General features: G+C 64.2%; 27 protein-coding genes. 20 read left to right on the plus strand and 7 right to left on the minus strand.

Annotation, left to right across the window (positions count from 1 at the left end; translation table 11 throughout):
- The 6 genes from ACYVHH_RS13720 to ACYVHH_RS13745 form a co-directional block, all read right to left on the minus strand.
- The coding region (locus ACYVHH_RS13720) for a DUF7666 domain-containing protein (RefSeq protein ID WP_460565744.1) at positions 1-547 on the minus strand (547 nt) is incomplete at its 3' end.
- Between the two features lie 4 nt (positions 548-551).
- Entirely contained in the window at positions 552-1,058 is a 507-nt protein-coding gene (locus ACYVHH_RS13725) for a hypothetical protein (RefSeq protein ID WP_460565746.1), read from the minus strand.
- A 4-nt stretch (positions 1,059-1,062) separates the two neighbouring features.
- Positions 1,063-1,428, minus strand: a complete 366-nt coding sequence (locus ACYVHH_RS13730; RefSeq protein WP_460565747.1) for a hypothetical protein — start codon at positions 1,426-1,428, stop codon at positions 1,063-1,065.
- Positions 1,422-1,556, minus strand: a complete 135-nt coding sequence (locus tag ACYVHH_RS13735; protein ID WP_460565748.1) for a hypothetical protein — start codon at positions 1,554-1,556, stop codon at positions 1,422-1,424. The genes ACYVHH_RS13730 and ACYVHH_RS13735 overlap by 7 nt, the downstream gene beginning before the upstream one ends.
- A gap of 162 nt (positions 1,557-1,718) precedes the next feature.
- Positions 1,719-1,958, minus strand: coding sequence for a hypothetical protein (locus ACYVHH_RS13740; protein WP_460565749.1), 240 nt, complete (start codon positions 1,956-1,958; stop codon positions 1,719-1,721).
- Positions 1,958-2,332: a helix-turn-helix domain-containing protein gene (locus ACYVHH_RS13745; protein ID WP_460565750.1), complete on the minus strand. Its 375-nt coding sequence runs from the start codon at positions 2,330-2,332 to the stop codon at positions 1,958-1,960. The genes ACYVHH_RS13740 and ACYVHH_RS13745 overlap by 1 nt, the downstream gene beginning before the upstream one ends.
- Before the next feature lie 109 nt (positions 2,333-2,441).
- Here ACYVHH_RS13745 and ACYVHH_RS13750 point away from each other — a divergent pair, with 109 nt between their 5' ends.
- The 7 genes from ACYVHH_RS13750 (at position 2,442) to ACYVHH_RS13780 (ending at position 9,078) form a co-directional block, all read left to right on the plus strand.
- Positions 2,442-2,678 (plus strand): YdaS family helix-turn-helix protein, encoded by a 237-nt coding sequence (locus tag ACYVHH_RS13750; protein ID WP_460565751.1) that lies wholly within the window; start codon positions 2,442-2,444, stop codon positions 2,676-2,678.
- A 385-nt stretch (positions 2,679-3,063) separates the two neighbouring features.
- Positions 3,064-3,816, plus strand: coding sequence for a DNA-methyltransferase (locus tag ACYVHH_RS13755; RefSeq protein WP_460565752.1), 753 nt, complete (start codon positions 3,064-3,066; stop codon positions 3,814-3,816).
- A gap of 16 nt (positions 3,817-3,832) precedes the next feature.
- Positions 3,833-6,400 (plus strand): phage/plasmid primase, P4 family, encoded by a 2,568-nt coding sequence (locus tag ACYVHH_RS13760; RefSeq protein ID WP_460565753.1) that lies wholly within the window; start codon positions 3,833-3,835, stop codon positions 6,398-6,400.
- Positions 6,397-6,756, plus strand: a complete 360-nt coding sequence (locus ACYVHH_RS13765; protein ID WP_460565755.1) for a hypothetical protein — start codon at positions 6,397-6,399, stop codon at positions 6,754-6,756. Before ACYVHH_RS13760 ends, ACYVHH_RS13765 begins: the two co-directional genes overlap by 4 nt.
- A 111-nt stretch (positions 6,757-6,867) precedes the next feature.
- A complete protein-coding gene (locus ACYVHH_RS13770; RefSeq protein ID WP_460565757.1) occupies positions 6,868-7,110 on the plus strand; it encodes a hypothetical protein in 243 nt (80 codons plus the stop codon).
- Positions 7,111-7,124: 14 nt separating this feature from the next.
- Positions 7,125-7,583, plus strand: a complete 459-nt coding sequence (locus ACYVHH_RS13775) for a terminase small subunit-like protein (protein ID WP_460565758.1) — start codon at positions 7,125-7,127, stop codon at positions 7,581-7,583.
- Positions 7,564-9,078: a terminase gene (locus ACYVHH_RS13780; RefSeq protein ID WP_460565759.1), complete on the plus strand. Its 1,515-nt coding sequence runs from the start codon at positions 7,564-7,566 to the stop codon at positions 9,076-9,078. Before ACYVHH_RS13775 ends, ACYVHH_RS13780 begins: the two co-directional genes overlap by 20 nt.
- Here the strand turns inward: ACYVHH_RS13780 and ACYVHH_RS13785 are convergent.
- A complete protein-coding gene (locus tag ACYVHH_RS13785; RefSeq protein ID WP_460565760.1) occupies positions 9,071-9,298 on the minus strand; it encodes a hypothetical protein in 228 nt (75 codons plus the stop codon). The two genes, ACYVHH_RS13780 and ACYVHH_RS13785, sit on opposite strands and share 8 nt — an antisense overlap.
- Positions 9,299-9,394: 96 nt before the next feature.
- Here ACYVHH_RS13785 and ACYVHH_RS13790 point away from each other — a divergent pair, with 96 nt between their 5' ends.
- The 13 genes from ACYVHH_RS13790 (at position 9,395) to ACYVHH_RS13850 (ending at position 18,704) form a co-directional block, all read left to right on the plus strand.
- On the plus strand, positions 9,395-9,856 hold the full coding sequence (locus ACYVHH_RS13790) for a GNAT family N-acetyltransferase (protein WP_460565761.1): 462 nt from the start codon (positions 9,395-9,397) through the stop codon (positions 9,854-9,856).
- Positions 9,853-10,314 carry a hypothetical protein gene (locus tag ACYVHH_RS13795; RefSeq protein ID WP_460565762.1) on the plus strand — a complete coding sequence of 154 codons (462 nt, stop codon included), beginning with the start codon at positions 9,853-9,855 and terminating at the stop codon, positions 10,312-10,314. Before ACYVHH_RS13790 ends, ACYVHH_RS13795 begins: the two co-directional genes overlap by 4 nt.
- A gap of 2 nt (positions 10,315-10,316) precedes the next feature.
- Positions 10,317-10,631: a hypothetical protein gene (locus ACYVHH_RS13800; RefSeq protein WP_460565763.1), complete on the plus strand. Its 315-nt coding sequence runs from the start codon at positions 10,317-10,319 to the stop codon at positions 10,629-10,631.
- A 12-nt stretch (positions 10,632-10,643) separates the two neighbouring features.
- A complete protein-coding gene (locus tag ACYVHH_RS13805) occupies positions 10,644-12,302 on the plus strand; it encodes a portal protein (RefSeq protein ID WP_460565764.1) in 1,659 nt (552 codons plus the stop codon).
- Positions 12,303-12,316: 14 nt separating this feature from the next.
- Positions 12,317-12,652 (plus strand): capsid staple protein, encoded by a 336-nt coding sequence (gene gp10, locus ACYVHH_RS13810; RefSeq protein WP_460565765.1) that lies wholly within the window; start codon positions 12,317-12,319, stop codon positions 12,650-12,652.
- A gap of 44 nt (positions 12,653-12,696) precedes the next feature.
- On the plus strand, positions 12,697-13,044 hold the full coding sequence (locus ACYVHH_RS13815; RefSeq protein WP_460565766.1) for a Bbp19 family protein: 348 nt from the start codon (positions 12,697-12,699) through the stop codon (positions 13,042-13,044).
- A complete protein-coding gene (locus ACYVHH_RS13820; RefSeq protein WP_460565767.1) occupies positions 13,001-13,666 on the plus strand; it encodes a protease in 666 nt (221 codons plus the stop codon). The genes ACYVHH_RS13815 and ACYVHH_RS13820 overlap by 44 nt, the downstream gene beginning before the upstream one ends.
- A 12-nt stretch (positions 13,667-13,678) precedes the next feature.
- Entirely contained in the window at positions 13,679-14,674 is a 996-nt protein-coding gene (locus ACYVHH_RS13825; RefSeq protein WP_460565769.1) for a major capsid protein, read from the plus strand.
- Positions 14,675-14,735: 61 nt separating this feature from the next.
- Positions 14,736-15,158, plus strand: coding sequence for a Bbp16 family capsid cement protein (locus tag ACYVHH_RS13830; protein ID WP_460565770.1), 423 nt, complete (start codon positions 14,736-14,738; stop codon positions 15,156-15,158).
- A 12-nt stretch (positions 15,159-15,170) separates the two neighbouring features.
- On the plus strand, positions 15,171-15,362 hold the full coding sequence (locus tag ACYVHH_RS13835; RefSeq protein ID WP_460565771.1) for a hypothetical protein: 192 nt from the start codon (positions 15,171-15,173) through the stop codon (positions 15,360-15,362).
- A 65-nt stretch (positions 15,363-15,427) separates the two neighbouring features.
- On the plus strand, positions 15,428-16,033 hold the full coding sequence (locus ACYVHH_RS13840; protein WP_460565772.1) for a hypothetical protein: 606 nt from the start codon (positions 15,428-15,430) through the stop codon (positions 16,031-16,033).
- Between the two features lie 3 nt (positions 16,034-16,036).
- Entirely contained in the window at positions 16,037-18,088 is a 2,052-nt protein-coding gene (locus ACYVHH_RS13845) for a phage tail protein (RefSeq protein ID WP_460565773.1), read from the plus strand.
- A gap of 61 nt (positions 18,089-18,149) precedes the next feature.
- Entirely contained in the window at positions 18,150-18,704 is a 555-nt protein-coding gene (locus ACYVHH_RS13850) for a virion core protein, T7 gp14 family (RefSeq protein WP_460565774.1), read from the plus strand.

An 18,704-nucleotide genomic window follows, 5' to 3' on the forward strand; every position in this document is an offset into this window, starting at 1 on the left:
TGTTCGTGGCCGCCGACTGGTAGCCCGTGTTCGTGGCCGCCGACTGGTAGCCCGTGTTCGTGGCCGCCGAGCGGTAGCCCGTGTTCGTGGCCGCCGACTGGTAGCCCGTGTTCGTGGCCGCCGAGCGGTAGCCCGTGTTCGTGGCCGCCGACTGGTAGCCCGTGACGAGGGTCTGCTCGATGGACTTGTCCAGCTTGCCCATTACCCAATCCACGGCGCGGGCGACCAACACCGGCAGGCCGATTTCGGCTTCCACGGTGAGGGTGGCACTGGCGACCTTGCTGTCACCGTCGTGCCGGCTGATCTGGCCGGACGCCTTGACCACGGCAAACCGACTGCCGGCCGGGTGGTAGTAGTTGAAAACGTCGAGCGGGTACTCGCAGGAATGGAACCCGGACGCGCAGGCTTTCACTTCGCCGTCGTGCTCGTAGGTCTTGCCGACCTCGAACTGGAAGCCGCGACATTGCAGGGACTGGTTGAAGCCCTTGTAGGCCGTGACCACTTCGGCAGGGGCTTGCGTCTTGGTGCGCTTTTTGGTGGTAGCCATGGTTTTAGGCCCCGGCCTTTTCGCAGGCGGCGATGATCGCGGCGAACTGCTCGGGCTTCACGTCGGGCAGCTTGGCGGCGCCGAACTCATTGAGCACGGCCACGGCAGCGTCGCGGCCCTTGGTGCGCGCCAGCTTGGTAACGGCGTCGGCGGTGGCCTGATAGGTGGGTGCGTCGGCCGGGTTGTTGGCATGGCCGTGCAGGGCCTTCTCGGCTTCGGCGGCCGTCATCTGCGTGAGGGCTTCCGGCTTTTGTTCGGCGGTTTCAGTAGCCTGGGCGGTTTCGGTGGCGGCTGCAGCTTGGGCTTCGGCCTTCGGCTCTTCCTTGACCTCGGTCTTGGCGGCTTCCTTCTTGGTGCTGGTGGCCTTGCCCTTGGCTTCTTCCTTCGCGGTTTCGACGGCGTGGCCGGCGCAGGGCGAGGTCTTGGGCGACTCGATGCCGGCCACGTTGAGGGCCGCCATCACGGCGTTGAGTTGCGCGGGGTTGCTGATAGTTACGGTCATCGGGAACATGGGCTTACTCCTGGTTGGTGGTTACGAGGTCGTTCAAACGGGTGAAGAAATCCCCGGCGTCGTTCGCCAGGGCGCGGAACTTGGCAGCGAGTTCAAGCTCGGCCTTCAACTGGTCGGGCTCGTGGATGTCCTGGTCTTTCAGGCTGGCCGGGTGCGACTCGATGACGGCGCGCATGTCGTCGGCCGTGAGTTCGTATTCCTCGGAGAGGGCACGCACGCCTTCGTTGTCGTGCTGCTCATCGAGCAAGCGCTCGAAGCGGTCGAGCAGTTCAAGTTCCAGCGCGGTGCTGGTCAGCGGGTCAATCTCGGCGCGTGCCGAGGCGAGCAGGTGCTCGTCGTCCATGGACTTGGCGAGTTGGGCGGTCAGCATTTCGCGCGCTCCAGCAGGTCCAGGCCAATGCAGAGGGCGTCGCAGGGGTGCGACGCGATGACTTTCAGGTCGAGGCCGGCGCCGCGCACGCGGTACAGGCGGCCGGGAATCAGGGGGGTTGCGCTCATCGTTTCCGTCCTTTCGTTGTGACTGACGGAGCGCAGCATAAAACAATTGTTTTCCTTGTGTCAATAACAATTGTTGTATTCGAGAACAAAATTTTTTGCCGGCAAGAAAAAGCCCGCTCGGTGGCGGGCTTCAAAAGTCGGCGGTGGCAAGACGGCGCGGGGCTACTGGCGATGCTTTGCGGCCTGTCGGCGGTCGGAGTAGTCCCACCATGCTTTTCGGTATGCCTTGACACCCTCCCAAGCGGCGAAAATCAGCAGGAACGGCCAGAAGCAGGCCCAAAGCAACAACCACGCGGTCGGCCCTTCTTTACTGATAGAGGGTTTATTGCTCCACGGGAGCGTCACGAAGCCAATCAACGCCCCGACTGCCACTGTGCCGACGTACCAAAAGGCGTCAGCCATCAAGCCGTTTTCCTCTTGAGCAGTTCGGTCAGCAGTTCTTCGTTCTGCTGTTTCTTCTCTTGAAGTTCTCGGATCAAGTCCTCTTGCTGGCGTTGGGTCAAGCCATCGAACAGGCCGAGTAGCGCCTGCTGCTTGGGGTTGAGCGCTGGCGCTGCTGGCTTTTCCGTTGGTGGGCCTTCGCCGGTTAGCAGCGCATCGACGGACACCCCCAAGGCCGCAGCAATGCGTGCCGCGTGCTTTGAGGTTTCGCTATCGCGCTTCTCAAGCGCGGCAAGGATGCCTTGGGTAATCCCTCCGCCTGCTTTGGCGGCGAGTTGATCCTGGCTCAAGCCTTGCGCTTTCCGAAGCCGCTTGATGTTTTGTCCGAGTGCCATGCTTGACACATTACAACATTTGTTGTAGTTGAGCAAACTACAAATGTTTTGACTTGATAACAACAATTGTTTTATGCTCTCGGTCGTTTTGTTGAACGAGGAAAGACCGATGACAACCCCACTCCACCGTGCCGTCGCGCTCGCTGGCTCGCAAACCGAACTGGCCCGGCGCATCGGCGTGAAGCAAATGCACGTCTGGAACTGGCTTAACCGCTCGAAGGGCAAAGTCCCCGGCGAGTATGTGATCCCCATAGAAAAGGCCACGGGCGTATCTCGCCACGAGCTGCGACCCGACCTGTACCCAATCGAGGAATTCGACGATGTGAGCGAAGGGGGCGCGGCATGACAAAGCGCCTTTGCCGCTGCACTTGCACTGTGTGCGGTGCGGTTGAATTTGTAGGCGGCAGCGGTGGGCGTTTCCGCTGCCAAGCATGCCGAACCGCTGGGCGCTTTCCAGTAGGGGCATTCCCCTATGACGGGATAGGGATGAACGAGGCGCATAGCGCCGTTCGTCGTGCAGTGAAGCGCGGTGAACTCCAACCCGCTACTGCATTTGCTTGCGTAGATTGTGGCAAGCCGGCGCAGTGTTATGACCACCGCGACTACTCGAAACCGCTCGATGTTGTGCCGGTGTGCCACTCTTGCAACCACAAGCGCGGCCCCGCGAAGCCCCACCCCGGTATTCAAGAAGCACAGCGCAAAGCGCGTGCCTACTACGAGGAGGTGCTGGCATGAAGCCTTGGACCCTCATCGAAGGTGAAGCACTCCCCGCCCTTCACGGTATGGCCGACAACTCGGTGGATGCTTGCATAACAGACCCGCCCTATTCCTCGGGCGGGTTTTCACGTGACGACAAGGGCAAAGACCCGGACGCGAAGTACACGCAAAGCTCGGCCCAGGGGCGCTATCCCAGCTTCTCGGGCGACTCGCGGGACCAGCGCAGCTATCTGGCCTGGTGCTCGTTGTGGATCGCCGAGTGCGTGCGGGTGCTCAAGCCGGGCGGCTACTTCCTGGCCTTCACCGACTGGCGCCAGTTGCCGGTCATGACCGACGCGGTGCAAGCCGGCGGCGTGTTCTGGCGTGGCATCGTGGCATGGGACAAGGGCCGGGGCGCACGGGCGCCGCACAAAGGCTATTTCCGGCACCAGTGTGAATACGTGATTTGGGGAACCAAGGGCGCCGCCATCCAGTTGGAGCACGACGGCCCCTTCGACGGCTGCATCCAATCAACGGTGCGCCGCGATGACAAACACCACATGACCGGCAAGCCTACCGCGCTCATGCGCGAACTGGTGCGCCCCGTGCTGCCAGGGGGGGGGGTAGTGCTCGACCCGTTCGCCGGCAGCGGAACAACAGGGGTCGCTGCAGTCCTTTCCGGTCGTCGCTTCATCGGCATCGAGCGCGAGGCGGCCTATGCGGACATTTCGCGGGCGCGCCTGGCTGCTGCCGAATTGGAAGCGCTGGGCATCAACGACTTGATCTGACCGGGGAGACGACAACTTGAGTTCCGATTTTCAAACACACGGCCGCGCCCTGCTGGGCAACGGCTACCTCATCATCCCCATCAAGCCGGGCCACAAGCGGCCCGCGCTGGACAACTGGCAAACCGCGCGCCTCGGCGCCGCTGACCTGACCCGCTACCCAAACCATGGCGTCGGCGTGCTGTGCGGGCAAGGCGCGCAGCCGGTGGCCGCCATCGACGTGGATACCACGGACGAGGCACTGGCCGCGCGGTTCGTGGCCTGGTGCCAGGAACACCTCGGCGCGACGTGCGAGCGCGTGGGCTTCGCCCCCAAGATTCTGCTCGCCTACCGGGCAGCGTCCGAAGGCTGGGGCAAGGCCACCGGCGCTTGGTTCGAGGACTTGGGCGGCGCGCGGCACCGCTTGGAAGTGCTGGGCAAGGGTCAGCAGTTCGTGGCCTACCATATCCACCCGGATACGGGCGAGCCCTACGAGTGGGTGGATTTCTTCGGCGGCCTCGACGCCATGCGGGCCGGCGACCTGCCCATCATCACCGAGGCCCAGGTCGAGGAAGCGCTGCAGGTGTTCGAGGCCATGGCCGAGGAAGCCGGGCTTGTGCGCGTGTCGGGCAGCAAGAACAAAGCCGGCGGCATGACCTCGGCGCCGGTCGACGACCCGCTCATGGCCTACGAGCCACCGGTGGGCATCGACTTGAGCGAAGCCCGGCGCCTGGTGGCCTATGTCGATAACGAGGACTACGACACCTGGCTGAAAGTCGGCATGTCGCTGCACCACGAGTTCGACGGCAGCGTGGCCGCGCTGGATTTGTGGGACGAGTGGTCGAGCACGGCCAGCAACTACGCCAGCCGCGAGGACTTGGAGAAGCGGTGGGAATCCTTTGGCCGGTCAGGGCGCAACCCGACGACGGCGCGCTGGCTGCTCAAGGTGGGCAACCAGGGCAAGCGCGACGCGGTGAAGGCCGAGAAGCGCACCGCGCTGGATGATGCCAAGGGCCTGATTCTGTCCTGCAAGGACTCCATCGACCTGGTGAATGATGTCGCGCGCAAGGCGGGCGAAGCGGCCGGCACGGATCTGGCCCTGCGCGCCGAACTGGCCGGCCTCATCCGGGCGCGCTTCAAGGAACTGACCGACACCGCGCTGCCGGTGGCCGACGTTCGCGCGGCCATGGCAGGCGGGCGCAAGGTGGTGGCATTCAGCAAGCAGCGCCGGCAAATGACCGAGTTCGGCAACGCCGAGCGCATGCTCGACCACTACGGCGACGGCCTCATGTACGTGCCGGAAATCGACGGCTGGTTCATGTGGACGGGCATCTACTGGCGCCGCGCGGCCGGCGTCGAACTTGAGCACCTGGCGAAGGAAACCATCCGCGCGCTGCCCGACGAGGCCAAGACCATCGAGAGCGACGGCGAGCGGGCCGAGTTCTTCAAGTTCTGCGCCATCAGCCAGCGGGCCGTCATGGTCCGCAACATGGTGAGCCTGGCGCAGTCCGACCCGCGCGTGGTCGTCGGCATGACCGACCTCGACAAGCTGACGCACCTCTTGGGCGTGGGCAATGGCGTGGTCGACCTGACCACGGGCAAGCTGCTGCCACCGGACCAGGCGTACCGCGTGACCACTATCACGGCGGTGGATTACGACCCGGAAGCGCGGGCGCCGCTGTTCGAGCGCACGGTGGCCGACGTGTTCTTCGGCGACGCCGACATGATCGGCTTTTTCCAGCGCCTCGTCGGCTACTCGCTGCTGGGCAAGCCGGACGAGGACGTGCTCGCCATTCCCTACGGCTCGGGCTCAAACGGCAAGAGCACCGTGCTGGGGGCCATCCGCGACGCCCTGGGCGAGCACGCCAAGATGGCAAGCGCCGACACCTTCTTGAGTAGCGGCGCAGCCGGCGGCAACGCCGGGGCGGCGCGCGAGGACGTGCTGCGCTTGCGCGGCGCCCGGTTCGTCTATGTCAGCGAGCCCGACGAGGGCAGCGAACTGCGCGAGGGGCTTATCAAATCCATGACCGGGGGCGAGCCGCTGCCGGCGCGCGGCCTGTACTCCAAGACCACGGTCGAGGTGGCGCCCACGTGGGTGGCTTTCATGCCGACCAACCACCGCCCCATCGTGAAGGGCGACGACCACGCCATCTGGCGCCGGCTGCTGCCCGTGCCATTCACCCGCAACTTCGACCAGGATCTGACCCTCACCAAAGACCCGGACCGGGCCGAGAAGCTGGCGGCCGAGGCGGCGGGGATTTTGGCTTGGTGCGTGCGTGGCGCCCTGGCCTATCAGAAGGAGGGCCTGCAGCCGCCGGCCGCCGTGCGCAAAGCGCGCGACGACTACAAAAGCGACATGGACCTGCTTGGCGAATGGATGGACGAGTGCTGCGAAATCGGCCCCAACTTCGTGGAGAGCAACGCCCGGCTGTGGGCCAGTTGGGAAGCCTTCGCCAAGGCACGGGGCGAGTTGCGGTTCATCGCCTCGGCAAAGAGCCTGGGGCGCCGGCTGCAAGCAAAGGGAATGGAGCCCGTGATGAATACCTACGGGTTGAGGGGGCGCGGGCTGCTTGGCATTCGCGTGCGTGTCGTGGGGGACTTTACATGACCTGCGGAATCTACGGTTTGAAGTGCCCGGACACCGGGGCGATTCGCTACGTTGGCGCAAGTCGGCATATCGAGGCCGCCTACAAAAACCAATGCGCGAAGCCCTGGAAGTGGCTTTATCACGGAAAGCTGCTCGATTGGTTTGCAGATTTGCGGCGGAAAGCAGGCACCCCGGTCCTCGTCATTCTGCAAGAAACAACAGAATCAGAATTCAACGCGGCGAAAGCCGAGTGGGTGGCGACGCTGCAACTTGTTGGTGGGGCGGACTTGAACACGCAATTTACAGCGAACACGCAGAAAAACGCACGAAGCACTAGTGGACGGCGCGGTGGTTTGGAACGTTTGGAACGTTTCTAGCCCTTTTTTATGGAAATCCTTGTGTGTACACACAAAAAAGTTACCTAAAAAACCATGAAAAACGTTCCAAACGTTCCACGCAAAAAATTACACGTTCAAGGGGGGCGGCGCATGCAGAAAACCGTGGTGGTGAATGAGGCCGGTTTGCGAATCGGTGAGGACCATCCGAATGCCAAGCTGACGGATGGCGAGGTCGAGATGATCCGGCAACTGCACGAAGAAGGCGTGAGCTACGAACACCTGGCCGAGAAGTTCGAGGTTAGCAAGTGGGCCATTGGTCGAATCTGCCGATATGAGAGGCGCGCCCAGGTGCCGGCAGACTTCAAGAAGGTGCACGTGCTGGATTGCGGATAGGCTGGAATGCACGCATGAAATTGACACCTGAAAAGCTCACCGCGTTTTGCGCAGCCCTGGCCGAGACATGCAATGTCGGCCGGGCGTGCCGTGCCGTGGGCATTTCGCGCCAAACCGCCTACAACTGGCGAGAGGCCGACCCCGACTTTGCCCTCGCCTGGGACCGTGCCATGAAGGCCGGCCTGCTGGCCCTTGAGGATGAAGCGCACCGCCGTGCGTTCGAGGGCACCGACGAGCCCGTTTTCTACAAGGGCGACGAGTGCGGCAGCGTGCGCAAGTACAGCGACACCCTCGCCATCTTCTTGCTCAAGGCTCACGCCCCCGAGAAGTACCGGGAGAACACCCGCATGGAACTGACCGGCGCCAACGGCGGCCCGGTGCAAATCAGCGACACCGAGCGCGCCGCCAAGATCGCCGCAATCCTTGCCGCTGCCAAAGCACGCAAGGACGGCGATGTTTCCGACCTCGTTTGACCCAGACCTGCTGGCCTACCTCACGCCCGAGGAACTGGCCGAACTCGACCTGCTCATCGTCAGCGACCCGACCGTGTGGCGCCCGCTGCCCGGCCCGCAATCGCTGGCGTTCCACTCCGAGGCCGACATCATCGGCTATGGAGGCGCGGCCGGTGGCGGCAAGACCGACCTCGCCTGCGGCAAATCGCTGACCCAACACCAGAAGGTGCTCGTGCTGCGCCGTGAAGCCACCCAGCTAACCGGCATCATCGACCGCTTTACCGAACTCATCGGAAGCCGCGACGGCTACAACGGCGCCGAGCGCATTTGGCGCCTGCCCGGCAAGCAAATCGAATTCGGTTCCACGCCGAACCTCGACGACTGGAACAAGTACCAGGGCCGCCCCCACGACCTGCTGGTTTTCGACGAGGCGGCCAACTTCCTGGAAGCTCAGGTCCGCGCGCTGCTGGGCTGGCTGCGCTCGGTTGATCCGGCCCAGCGATGCCAGGCGCTGCTCACCTTCAACCCGCCGACCACGGCCGAGGGCCGGTGGATCACGGCCTTCTTCGCTCCTTGGCTCGACAAGAAGCACCCGAAGCCAGCCCAGCCGGGCGAGTTGCGGTGGTTCGCCATGATCGACGGCGAAGAGGTCGAGGTACCGAACGGCGAGCCCTTCCAGCACGGTGCCGACCTCATAAAACCGATGAGCCGGACGTTCATCCCTTCGCGCGTCAGCGACAACCCCTACCTCATGGGAACCGGCTACATGGCAACCCTGCAATCACTCCCCGAGCCGCTGCGCTCGCAAATGCTCTATGGCGACTTCAACGCGGGCATCGAGGACGACCCGTGGCAAGTCATCCCGACCGCATGGGTGGAAGCGGCCCAGGCGCGGTGGAAGCGGCCCGACAAGCTGGCGCCTATGGACTCGCTGGGCGTGGATGTGGCGCGCGGTGGCCGGGACAACACGATCATCGCCCGCCGGCATGGAATGTGGTTCGACGAGGCCCTGGTCTATCCGGGCAGCGCGACGCCCAACGGGCCGACCGTGGCCGGGCTCACCATCGCCGCCAAGCGCGACGACGCGGTGGTGCATATCGACGTCATCGGCGTGGGCTCGGCACCCTACGACTTCCTCAACGAGGCCGGGCAGCAGGTCGTCGGCGTCAATGTCGCCGAGGCCGCCGTGGGCACCGACAAGTCGGGCCGGCTGCGCTTCAAGAACCTGCGCAGCGAGCTATGGTGGCGCATGCGCGAGGCGCTGGACCCGACCAACAACACGGGCATTGCCCTGCCGCCAGATCCTGCCCTTCTCGCGGACCTGTGCGCACCGACGTGGGAACTGTCGGGCTCGACCATCTACGTGGCAAGCCGCGAGCAGATCATGGAAAAAATCGGGCGCTCGCCCGACTACGGCAGCGCCTACGTGCTGGCGCTGCTGGACACCCCGAAGCGCGCGGTGGTGGAAGCCATGGGCCAGAAGCGCCGCCGCGAGTACGACCCTTACGCTACCTGACGCAGTTGTAGGCCAGTTCCAAGTCGGTCACTTTGCCGACAAACTGCGCGTGCCGGTTGTACTTCTGGCAATGCGCCTCGGCGGCTTCAAGCGCGCCCGTGGTGCCGCGCGGCGAATGCGCCCAATTCACGGACACCGCGTTCTCGGTGCCTTCGACGATGAACGGCGGGCGCGGCCCCGAGGCGGCACAACCGGCCACCAGCAGGGCAAGCGCAGCCATCAAAGCGGTTTTCTGCATCATGTTCTCCCGGTTGTGCGTGCATCTTTCATCTTACCGGATGCACGTACCGCGAAAAAGCGCCCATACGCTGCGCGCATGGAACCCACCATCCGCAGCATTACCGTGGCCGAAGCCTTCGACTCGCCCGTGTTCGCCGCCTTGTGCGACGAGTACCGGGCGGAATCGTTGCGCAACCCGGACATGATGGGCGCGCTCCCCGACCGCGAAGGCTATGCACGCATGGTCGACGCCGGCCTGCTGCACCCGCTGGGCGTGTTCGTGGGCGAGGAACTGGTCGGCCTGTGCGCCGTGCTCATCACGCCCGTGCTGCACTTTGGTGGCAGGGTCATCGCCTCAACTGAAACCCTGTTCGTGGCCGAAGCCCACCGGGCAGGCGGCGCCGGCTTGAAGCTGCTGCGCGCAGCCGAAGAAGTGGCCGTGAATGCCGGGGCCGGCGGCCTGTACGTGACAGCCCCGACCGGCGGGCGCCTTGAGCGACTGCTGCCGCACGTGGGCTACCACGAAACCAACCGCGTGTTCTTTCGGGGGCTGCTGTGAGCAACCTGTTGGCGGCCGAGAGCCGCATCCCGGCCATGACGCCCGAGGCCATCGGCAAGGTGCGCGAGTTGGAAGCCATCACGCGCGACATGCCCCAGGTCGAGATTGCGACCGATCACGTGCTGCACGGCGGCATGTACGCCCGCACGATCACCATTCCGGCCGGGGTGCTGCTGACGGGCGCGCTCATTCGCGTGCCTACCGTGCTGATTTTTGACGGGCACGCGACGGTCAACGCGGGCGACGAGCCGGTCACGCTGGTGGGGTACCACGTGCTCGCTGCCAGCGCGCAGCGCCGCCAGGCGTTTTATGCCCACGAGGAAACGCGCCTGACCATGGTGTTCGCCACCCAGGCCAAGACCGTGGCCCAGGCCGAGGACGAATTTACCGACGAGGCGCACCTGCTGTTCTCACGCAGGCCGGACGCCGTGAACCGCATCAACATCACAGGAGAGTAACCATGTCGGGTGCAACTACCGCCGTTCTTGCCACCGCTGCCGTAGTCGGCACGGCCGTCGCCTACCAGAACGGCCAAGACCAGAAGAAGGCCGCTGAACGTGCTGCGCAGCAGGCCGAAGCCAACGCCAAGAAGCAGGAGAAGGCCGCCGACGAGGCGTCCAACCGCGCCAACAGCAAGCGCGCCGATACCGGCGCCGCCCTTGATGCGGCCGCCCAGGCAGGCAAGGCCGGCGGCTCGGGCACGATGCTGACCGGCCCGCAAGGCATCGACCCGGCCGCTTTGAGCCTGGGCAAGAACACGCTGCTGGGGTCGTAAGCCATGGCGCAAATGTCCAAGCGCAAATTGCTGCTGTCGCGCTGGGGGCAGTTGAAAAACGAGCGCACCAGTTGGATGACCCACTGGAAGGAAATCAGCGACTACCTGCTGCCGCGCTCGGGCCGCTTCTTCGTCGATGACCGCAACCGGGGCGACAAGCGGCACAACAACATCTATGACAGCACGGGCACGCGCGCGCTGCGCGTGCTGGCGGCCGGGATGATGGCCGGCATGACCAGCCCGGCGCGGCCCTGGTTCCGCCTCACAACCTCGGTTCCTGAACTCGACGAGTCGGCCGCCGTCAAGGCATGGCTGGCCGACGTGACCCGCCTCATGCAAATGGTGTTTGCCAAGTCCAACACCTACCGCGCGCTGCATTCCATGTACGAGGAATTGGGCGCGTTCGGCACGGCCAGCAGCATCGTGCTGCCCGATTTCAGCACCATCATCCACCACCACACCCTGACGGCCGGCGAGTACGCCATGGCTGCCGATAGCCGGGGCCGGGTCAATACCCTGTACCGTGAATTTCAAATGACCGTCGCCCAGGTGGTGCGCGAGTTTGGCCGCGACAATTGCAGTCCGACCGTGCAAAACCTGTACGACAACGGCGGCCTCGAAAAGTGGATCACGGTACTGCATGCCATCGAGCCGCGCTCCGACCGCGACCTCACACGGCGCGACGACCGCAACATGGCGTGGAAGTCGGTCTATTTCGAGCACGGCCGCGATGAGGAACACGTCCTGCGCGAGTCCGGCTTCAAGCAGTTTCCCGCCCTGTGCCCCCGCTGGGCCGTGGTCGGCGGCGACATCTACGGCAACAGCCCGGCCATGGAAGCCCTGGGGGATATCAAGCAGTTGCAGCACGAGCAACTGCGCAAGGCCCAGGGCATCGACTACAAGACCAAGCCCCCGCTGCAGGCGCCCACGTCCATGAAGTCCCGCGACGTGGACACGCTGCCCGGCGGTGTCTCGTTCGTCGATTCGGCCGCGCCCAATGGCGGCATCCGCTCGGCCTTCGAGGTCAACATCGACCTGTCGCACCTGCTGGCCGACATTCAGGACGTGCGCGAGCGCATCAAGGGCAGCTTCTATGCCGACCTGTTCCTAATGCTCGCCAACGGCACCAACCCGCAAATGACTGCCACTGAAGTGGCCGAGCGTCACGAGGAAAAGTTGCTCATGCTGGGGCCGGTGCTTGAACGGATGCACAACGAAATCCTCGACCCGCTCATCGAAATGACTTTTGCGCGCATGGTCGAGGCCGGCATCGTGCCGCCCCCGCCCGAAGAATTGCAGGGCATGGACCTGAACGTCGAGTTCGTCAGCATGCTGGCCCAGGCGCAGCGCGCAATTGCCACCAATTCGGTGGATCGCTTCGTCGGCAACCTGGGCGCGGTGGCCGGCATCAAGCCCGAAGTACTCGACAAGTTCGACGCCGACCGCTGGGCCGATGCCTACGCGGACATGCTGGGCATCGACCCCGAGTTGATCGTGCCGGGCGACCAAGTGGCGCTGATCCGCCATCAGCGTGCGCAGCAGCAGGCAGCGCAGCAGCAGGCGGCTTTGCTCAGTCAGGGCGCCGATGCGGCGCAAAAGCTGGGCAGCGTGGACACGAGCAAGCAAAGCGCGCTCACCGACGTGACGCGCGCATTCAGCGGCTACACCTGAGAGGAAACCCGAACATGATCGACATGAAACTCAAGCCCGAGGCCAAGACCATGCTCGGCGAAGCCGTGCAATCGGACGCGCCCGAGTATCCCTACGGTCTGCGCATCATGCTGGACAACGAAAGCCTGACCAAGTTGGGTATCACCGACCTGCCGGCCATCGACACCGAACTCAAGGTCACAGCCGTGGCCCGCGTGGTCAGTGTCAGCCAGCACGAAAGCCAGGGCAGTGACAAGCCGCACCGCTCGGTCGACCTGCAAATCGAAACGATGGAACTGGCCTCGCCCGGCGGCGAATCCGGCCAGTCCCAGGCGCAGCGCATGTACGCCGCCAGCGGCATGAATGCCTGACCCCTGGTGCACGTACCTCCCAGCCGTGCCCATAGATTGCGGCCATGAGCAATTACGACCCGACCGATATTCGCAATCAGGAGCGCACCAAGGCCGAAGCCGACACGCGCGCCAAGGTTGCGAAGGAAACGGAAGAGGCCGACTTCAAATGGCTCATGGGCAGCAAGCGGGGGCGCCGCATCGTGTGGCGCCTTCTGGACCGAGCCGGGGTATTCCGGCTTTCGTTCAACACCAACTCGATGGCTATGGCCTTCAACGAGGGGAACAGGAACGAGGGCCTGCGCATCCTGGCGCAAATTCACGCGCTCTGCCCGGAGCTTTACCACGTAATGGTGAAGGAACAGATCCATGACAACCGAAACGCTGATGACGGAAGCCGCAACGACCACTGAAGGCGCCACCGCATCTGAACAGGCCACCCAGCAATCCGCTACAGGTGCGGATACGGGCGGCCAACAGCAGCAAACGACCGAAGGGCAAGGCACCCAAGGCCAACAGGCCGAGGGCACCAAGACCGAAGGCGGCCAGCAGCAACAAGAGAAGAAGCCCGAAAGCGCGCCCGAGAACTACGAGTTCAAGGCCCCCGAAGGCTTGACGTTCGATGACCACGTCATCGGCGCATTCTCCGAGGTCGCCAAGGAATTGAACCTGCCCCAGGACCAAGCGCAAAAGGTACTCGACAAGATGGCGCCGGTAATGGCGGCCCGTCAAGCCGAACAGTTCCAAGCCGCCCGCATCGAGTGGGCGGAAACCGCCAAGACCGACAAGGAATTCGGCGGTGAGAACCTGGCCGAGAACCTGGGCACTGCGAAGAAGGCGCTCGACGCTTTCGCCACGCCCGAACTGCGCGCGCTGCTGGAACAGTCCGGCCTGGGCAACCACCCCGAGGTCATCCGGGTGTTTTACCGGGCCGGGAAGGCAATCAGTGAGGACCGTTTTGTGACCGGCCAGGCTGGCAAGACCAACCAGGCCGATGCGCGACGGCTTTATTCCGCATCCAACATGAACCCGTAAAGGAGCACAACCATGCCGACCCTTTCCACGACCAACCCGACCCTGGCCGATGTCGCCAGCCGCATGACGGCTGACGGCAAGATCGACCCGCAAATCGTCGAACTGCTCAACGAAACCAACGAAGTCCTCGACGACATGACCGTCATCGAGGCCAACGGCTTCACCGAGCACAAGACCACCATCCGTTCCGGCCTGCCCACCGGCACCTGGCGCAAGCTGAACTACGGCGTGCAACCCGAGAAGTCCCGCACCGTGCAGGTCAAGGACAGCCTGGGCATGCTCGAAACCTACGCCGAAGTCGACAAGGCCCTGGCCGACCTCAACGACAATTCCGCCGCCTGGCGCCTGTCCGAGGATCGCGCTTTCATTGAGGGCATGAACCAGACGATGGCGACCACGCTGTTCTACGGTGATTCCAGCGCCGACCCCGAGAAGTTCATGGGCCTGGCCCCGCGTTACAACAGCCTGTCGGCTGAAAACGCCATGAACATCATCGACGCGGGCGGCACCGGCAACGACAACACTTCGATCTGGCTTTGCGTGTGGGGTCCGAACACCCTGCACTCGATCTACCCGAAGGGTTCGAGCGCCGGCCTGCAATCGCGCGACCTGGGCGAGCACACCCTGACCGACGCGGCCGGCGGCCGTTACCAGGGCTACCGCACCCACTACAAGTGGGATATTGGCATGACCCTGCGCGACTGGCGCTATGTGGTGCGCATCGCCAACATCAAGCACAGCGACCTGACCAAGACCGGCAGCACGGGCGCCGACCTCATCGACCTGATGACCCAGGCCGTTGAACTGATCCCGAACATTGGCATGGGCCGCCCGGTGTTCTACATGCCGCGCAAGATCCGCAGCTTCCTGCGTCGCCAGATCACCAACAAGGTGGCCGCCTCGACGCTGACCATGGAAGAAGTGGCCGGCAAGAAAGTGGTCGCGTTCGACGGCGTGCCTTGCCGCCGTACCGACGCGCTGCTGCTCACCGAGGCCCGCGTGGTGTAACCGGCTGGGGGCGGAATTCAATTCCGCCCCTGCTCACCGACATACGAAAGGAACCCAAGCCATGTTTATCGACAAACTGCTTCAAGTCTCGACCAACCAAGCCGTCACCGCCAGCGCGGCCTCGTCCGATGTCATCGACTTCGGCCAGGCCAACCCGAACGTGGGCCTGGATGATCGCAGCAATATGGTCATCACCGTGAGCGAATCGGCCGCCGCCGCTGGCGCTGCGACCGTCACGTTCTCGGTGCAGGACTCTGCCGACAATTCCAGCTTCGCCGATGTTGCGGTGACGGCTGCCATCGGCAAGGCGGCCCTGACCGCCGGCCGGCAGATCGTCATCCCGATGCCGGTCACGCTGCGCCGCTACTGCCGCGTGTTCTACACCGTGGGAACCGGCCCGCTGACCGCCGGCAAGTTCTCCGCGCAAGTCGTCACGGGTATCCAGCAGAACACGCACTACCCCGATAGCCCGCGCATCGCTTAATGAGGTGACAGCATGAAAGTGATCGCACTCAAGCAGGGCTATTTCGGCAAGTTGCGCGAGCCGGGCCACGAGTTCGAGGTGCCGGACGGTACCACGGCCTCGTGGTTCGAGCCGGTCAAGCAGCAGCAAAAGGCGGAAGCCAAGGGCGGCAGCAAGCCCACGGCCCCCGCCGCTGAAAAACCCGCTGCCGCCGACCTGGTTTGATCTCCTCCAAGCAGTGCCAGCAGCTTACGGGGGCCTTGCGCCCCCGTTTTTTCTAGGGGGTGCCTATGGCCTCGGAAGTTGATATCTGCAACCTCGCGCTCGCACGCCTGGGCGACAACGCCACGGTGGCAAGCATCGACCCGCCCGAGGGCTCGGCCCAGGCGGAACACTGCGCGCGTTTCTACGCTGTGGCGCGCGATTCGCTGCTCGAAATGTACCCGTGGAAGTTCGCCACCCGGCGCGTGCTGCTCGCCAAGTTGACCGTGCCGTCCTGGGACTGGTCCTACGCCTACGCCGAACCGACTGGCGCGCTGCGCCTGCTGGCCGTGCTTCCGCTCAACGCGCAAAGTGATGACGACACCCAGCCCTTTGAGGCCGAAAGCGATGCCAGCGGGGCGGCCATCATCCTGACCAATCAGGAGGATGCGTGCCTGCGCTACATCGGCCGCGTCACGGACACAACCAAGTTTCCGCCCCTGTTCGTCGATGCCCTTGCGTGGCTGCTCGCGTCCTACCTGGCCGGGCCGGTGCTCAAGGGCGACGCGGGCGCCAAGATGGCCCAGGCGTGCTATCAGAGCTTCGCCTTTGTGTTCAGCCAGGCCAAGGTGTCCGACGCCAACCAGCGCAAGGAACGGCCGGAACATACCCCCGGCTGGATCGCAGGGAGGTAAGCCGTGGCGAACATTCGCAACCTGCAACGCTCGTTCTCGGGGGGTGAGCTTTCCCCGGAAATGTTCGGCCGCATCGACGATTCCAAGTACCAGTCCGGCCTTGCGCGCTGTCGCAACTTCATCACCAAGCCGCACGGCCCGGCAGAAAATCGCCCCGGTTTTGCCTTCGTGCGCGCGGTCAAGGACTCCACCAAGAAGGTGCGCCTGATCCCCTTCACCTACTCGACCACGCAAACTATGGTCATCGAAGTGGGGGCGGGCTATTTCCGGTTTCACACCCAGGGCGGCACGCTGCTGTCGGGCGGTTCCCCCTACGAAATCGCCAACCCCTACGCCGAGGCCGACCTGTTCGACCTGCACTACGTGCAATCGGCCGACGTGCTGACGCTGACCCACCCGAACTACGCGCCGCGCGAACTGCGCCGCCTGGGAGCGACGAACTGGCAACTGACGACCATCGCTTTCACGCCGCCCATTTCGCCGCCGGCCGCGCCTTCGCTGTCGGCGACAGGCCACACCGCCGTGAAGTACACCTATTTCTACGTGGTCACGGCCATCAATGCCGAGGGTGTCAGCGAATCAGCCGCCTCGGCATCGTCGAGCGTGGGCGGTAACCTGTTTGAAACCGGCGCCATCGTGACCATTTCGTGGGGCGCGGTGGCCGGGGCCTCGCGCTACAACGTCTATAAGTTGCAGGGCGGCCTCTACGGCTACATCGGCCAAACCGCCGGCCTGTCCATCGTGGACGACAACATCACGCCCGACCTCTCCAAGACCCCGCCTATCTACGAAACCGTGTTCAACGCGGCAGGCGATTACCCCGGCGCGGTGTCCTACTTCGAGCAGCGCCGGTGCTTTGCCGGCACGATCAACAAGCCGCAAAACATCTGGATGACCAAGAGCGGCACCGAGTCGAGCATGAGCTATTCGCTGCCCATCCGCGACGACGACCGCATCGCCTTCCGAGTGGCCGCGCGCGAGGCGAACACCATTCGCCACATCGTGCCGCTCACCCAACTGCTGCTGCTCACCTCGTCGGCGGAGTGGCGCGTCACATCGGTGAACAGCGACGCCATCACGCCCAGCACCATCAGCGTGCGGCCGCAGTCCTACGTCGGCTCGTCCAACGTGCAGCCGGTCATCATCAACAACACCCTGATCTATGCGGCTGCGCGCGGCGGTCACGTGCGCGAACTGGCCTACAACTGGCAGGCCAACGGCTTCATCACGGGCGACCTGTCCTTGCGCGCACCGCATTTGTTCGACAGCTTCGACATCGTGGACATGACCTACGCCAAGGCGCCGCAGCCGGTGGTCTGGTTCGTTTCCACCTCGGGCAAACTGGTGGGCCTCACCTACGTGCCCGAACAGCAGGTCGGCGCCTGGCACTGGCACGACACGGACGGCGTGTTCGAGTCCTGCACCGTGGTGGCCGAGGGCGGCGAGGATGCGCTGTATTGCGTCATCCGGCGCACGATCAACGGCAACACCGTGCGCTATGTCGAGCGCATGGCCTCGCGTCAATTCATCAACCAGGCCGACGCCTTTTTCGTCGATTGCGGCGCCACCTACTCGGGCGCGCCTGCGACGACCATTTCCGGCCTGGGCCACCTCGAAGGAAAAACCGTCAACATCCTGGCCGATGGTGCTGTCCACCCCAAGCGCGTGGTTACGGCCGGCCAAGTTGTGCTCGACCAGCCTGCCAGCAAAGTGCACATCGGCCTGCCCATCGAGGCCGACCTGCAAACCCTGCCCCTGGCCGTGCAGTTGCAGGACGGCAGCTTCGGGCAAGGCCGGGTCAAGAACGTCAACAAGGTGTGGCTGCGTGTCTATCGGTCCTCGGGCATCTTCGTCGGGCCGACCTCCGACGACCTCACCGAGGCCAAGCAGCGCACCACGGAAAACTACGGCACGCCGCCGGCCCTGAAAAGCGAGGAAATCCCCATCGTCCTCAATCCATCGTGGGCCGACAGCGGGCAAATCTTCGTGCGTCAGTCCGACCCCCTGCCGCTTACGGTGGTCAGCATGACCGCCGAAGTGGCGCTGGGCGCGTGACGGCTGCACGTACCGCCCGGCAGCCGCAGTACCGTGCTGCCATCCATTCGGAGTAACGAGCATGGGATTTACTACAGGCCAATTGGCAACGGCTTCGCTGATCGGGCAAATCGGCGGCGGGGTCACATCCGCTGTCGGTAGCTATTTCAGCGCAGCCACCCAACGGGCCACGCTCCGAGGGCAAGCAGCAGTAGCCGACACCAACGCGCACATTGCCGAACTCGGCGCACAGTCGGCCTTGTTGCAAGGTCAGCAGCAAGCCGGTGCGCTCACCCTGCGAGCCGGTCAACTCAAGAGCAGTCAGCGGGCCGCCATGGCAGCCAACGGCATCGACCTGGGCGAGGGTAGCGCCGTCGAACTGCAAGCCTCGACGGACATCATGAAGGAAATCGACAAGAACACCATCGAGGCCAACGCGGTGCGCAGCGCCTGGGGCTACCGCACCCAAGCGATGAATTTCCAGAACGAGGCCCTGACCAAGCGCGCAACGGCCGGCGCCATCAGCCCCTTCGGTGCGGCGACCAGTTCCCTGCTGGGCAGCGCCGGCACCGTGGCGAGTTCGTGGTACTCCCTCAACAAGGCCGGTGCCTTGAAGGGCACCATCTTTGAAGGGTAA

The organism is Hydrogenophaga aquatica (assembly GCF_054780915.1).

What these genes read in the sequence shown, in the direction of transcription:
- ACYVHH_RS13745 (WP_460565750.1), bottom strand. Translation starts at nt 2,332, where the DNA reads ATGGCACTCGGACAAAACATCAAGCGGCTTCGGAAAGCGCAAGGCTTG.
- ACYVHH_RS13780 (WP_460565759.1), top strand. Translation starts at nt 7,564, where the DNA reads ATGTTTCCGACCTCGTTTGACCCAGACCTGCTGGCCTACCTCACGCCC.
- ACYVHH_RS13790 (WP_460565761.1), top strand. Translation starts at nt 9,395, where the DNA reads ATGGAACCCACCATCCGCAGCATTACCGTGGCCGAAGCCTTCGACTCG.
- ACYVHH_RS13765 (WP_460565755.1), top strand. Translation starts at nt 6,397, where the DNA reads ATGACCTGCGGAATCTACGGTTTGAAGTGCCCGGACACCGGGGCGATT.
- ACYVHH_RS13740 (WP_460565749.1), bottom strand. Translation starts at nt 1,958, where the DNA reads ATGGCTGACGCCTTTTGGTACGTCGGCACAGTGGCAGTCGGGGCGTTG.
- ACYVHH_RS13775 (WP_460565758.1), top strand. Translation starts at nt 7,125, where the DNA reads ATGAAATTGACACCTGAAAAGCTCACCGCGTTTTGCGCAGCCCTGGCC.
- ACYVHH_RS13735 (WP_460565748.1), bottom strand. Translation starts at nt 1,556, where the DNA reads ATGAGCGCAACCCCCCTGATTCCCGGCCGCCTGTACCGCGTGCGCGGC.
- ACYVHH_RS13725 (WP_460565746.1), bottom strand. Translation starts at nt 1,058, where the DNA reads ATGTTCCCGATGACCGTAACTATCAGCAACCCCGCGCAACTCAACGCC.
- ACYVHH_RS13815 (WP_460565766.1), top strand. Translation starts at nt 12,697, where the DNA reads ATGAGCAATTACGACCCGACCGATATTCGCAATCAGGAGCGCACCAAG.
- ACYVHH_RS13820 (WP_460565767.1), top strand. Translation starts at nt 13,001, where the DNA reads ATGACAACCGAAACGCTGATGACGGAAGCCGCAACGACCACTGAAGGC.
- ACYVHH_RS13785 (WP_460565760.1), bottom strand. Translation starts at nt 9,298, where the DNA reads ATGGCTGCGCTTGCCCTGCTGGTGGCCGGTTGTGCCGCCTCGGGGCCG.
- ACYVHH_RS13770 (WP_460565757.1), top strand. Translation starts at nt 6,868, where the DNA reads ATGCAGAAAACCGTGGTGGTGAATGAGGCCGGTTTGCGAATCGGTGAG.
- ACYVHH_RS13850 (WP_460565774.1), top strand. Translation starts at nt 18,150, where the DNA reads ATGGGATTTACTACAGGCCAATTGGCAACGGCTTCGCTGATCGGGCAA.
- ACYVHH_RS13825 (WP_460565769.1), top strand. Translation starts at nt 13,679, where the DNA reads ATGCCGACCCTTTCCACGACCAACCCGACCCTGGCCGATGTCGCCAGC.
- ACYVHH_RS13805 (WP_460565764.1), top strand. Translation starts at nt 10,644, where the DNA reads ATGTCCAAGCGCAAATTGCTGCTGTCGCGCTGGGGGCAGTTGAAAAAC.
- gp10 (WP_460565765.1), top strand. Translation starts at nt 12,317, where the DNA reads ATGATCGACATGAAACTCAAGCCCGAGGCCAAGACCATGCTCGGCGAA.
- ACYVHH_RS13730 (WP_460565747.1), bottom strand. Translation starts at nt 1,428, where the DNA reads ATGCTGACCGCCCAACTCGCCAAGTCCATGGACGACGAGCACCTGCTC.
- ACYVHH_RS13840 (WP_460565772.1), top strand. Translation starts at nt 15,428, where the DNA reads ATGGCCTCGGAAGTTGATATCTGCAACCTCGCGCTCGCACGCCTGGGC.
- ACYVHH_RS13750 (WP_460565751.1), top strand. Translation starts at nt 2,442, where the DNA reads ATGACAACCCCACTCCACCGTGCCGTCGCGCTCGCTGGCTCGCAAACC.
- ACYVHH_RS13800 (WP_460565763.1), top strand. Translation starts at nt 10,317, where the DNA reads ATGTCGGGTGCAACTACCGCCGTTCTTGCCACCGCTGCCGTAGTCGGC.
- ACYVHH_RS13830 (WP_460565770.1), top strand. Translation starts at nt 14,736, where the DNA reads ATGTTTATCGACAAACTGCTTCAAGTCTCGACCAACCAAGCCGTCACC.
- ACYVHH_RS13835 (WP_460565771.1), top strand. Translation starts at nt 15,171, where the DNA reads ATGAAAGTGATCGCACTCAAGCAGGGCTATTTCGGCAAGTTGCGCGAG.
- ACYVHH_RS13755 (WP_460565752.1), top strand. Translation starts at nt 3,064, where the DNA reads ATGAAGCCTTGGACCCTCATCGAAGGTGAAGCACTCCCCGCCCTTCAC.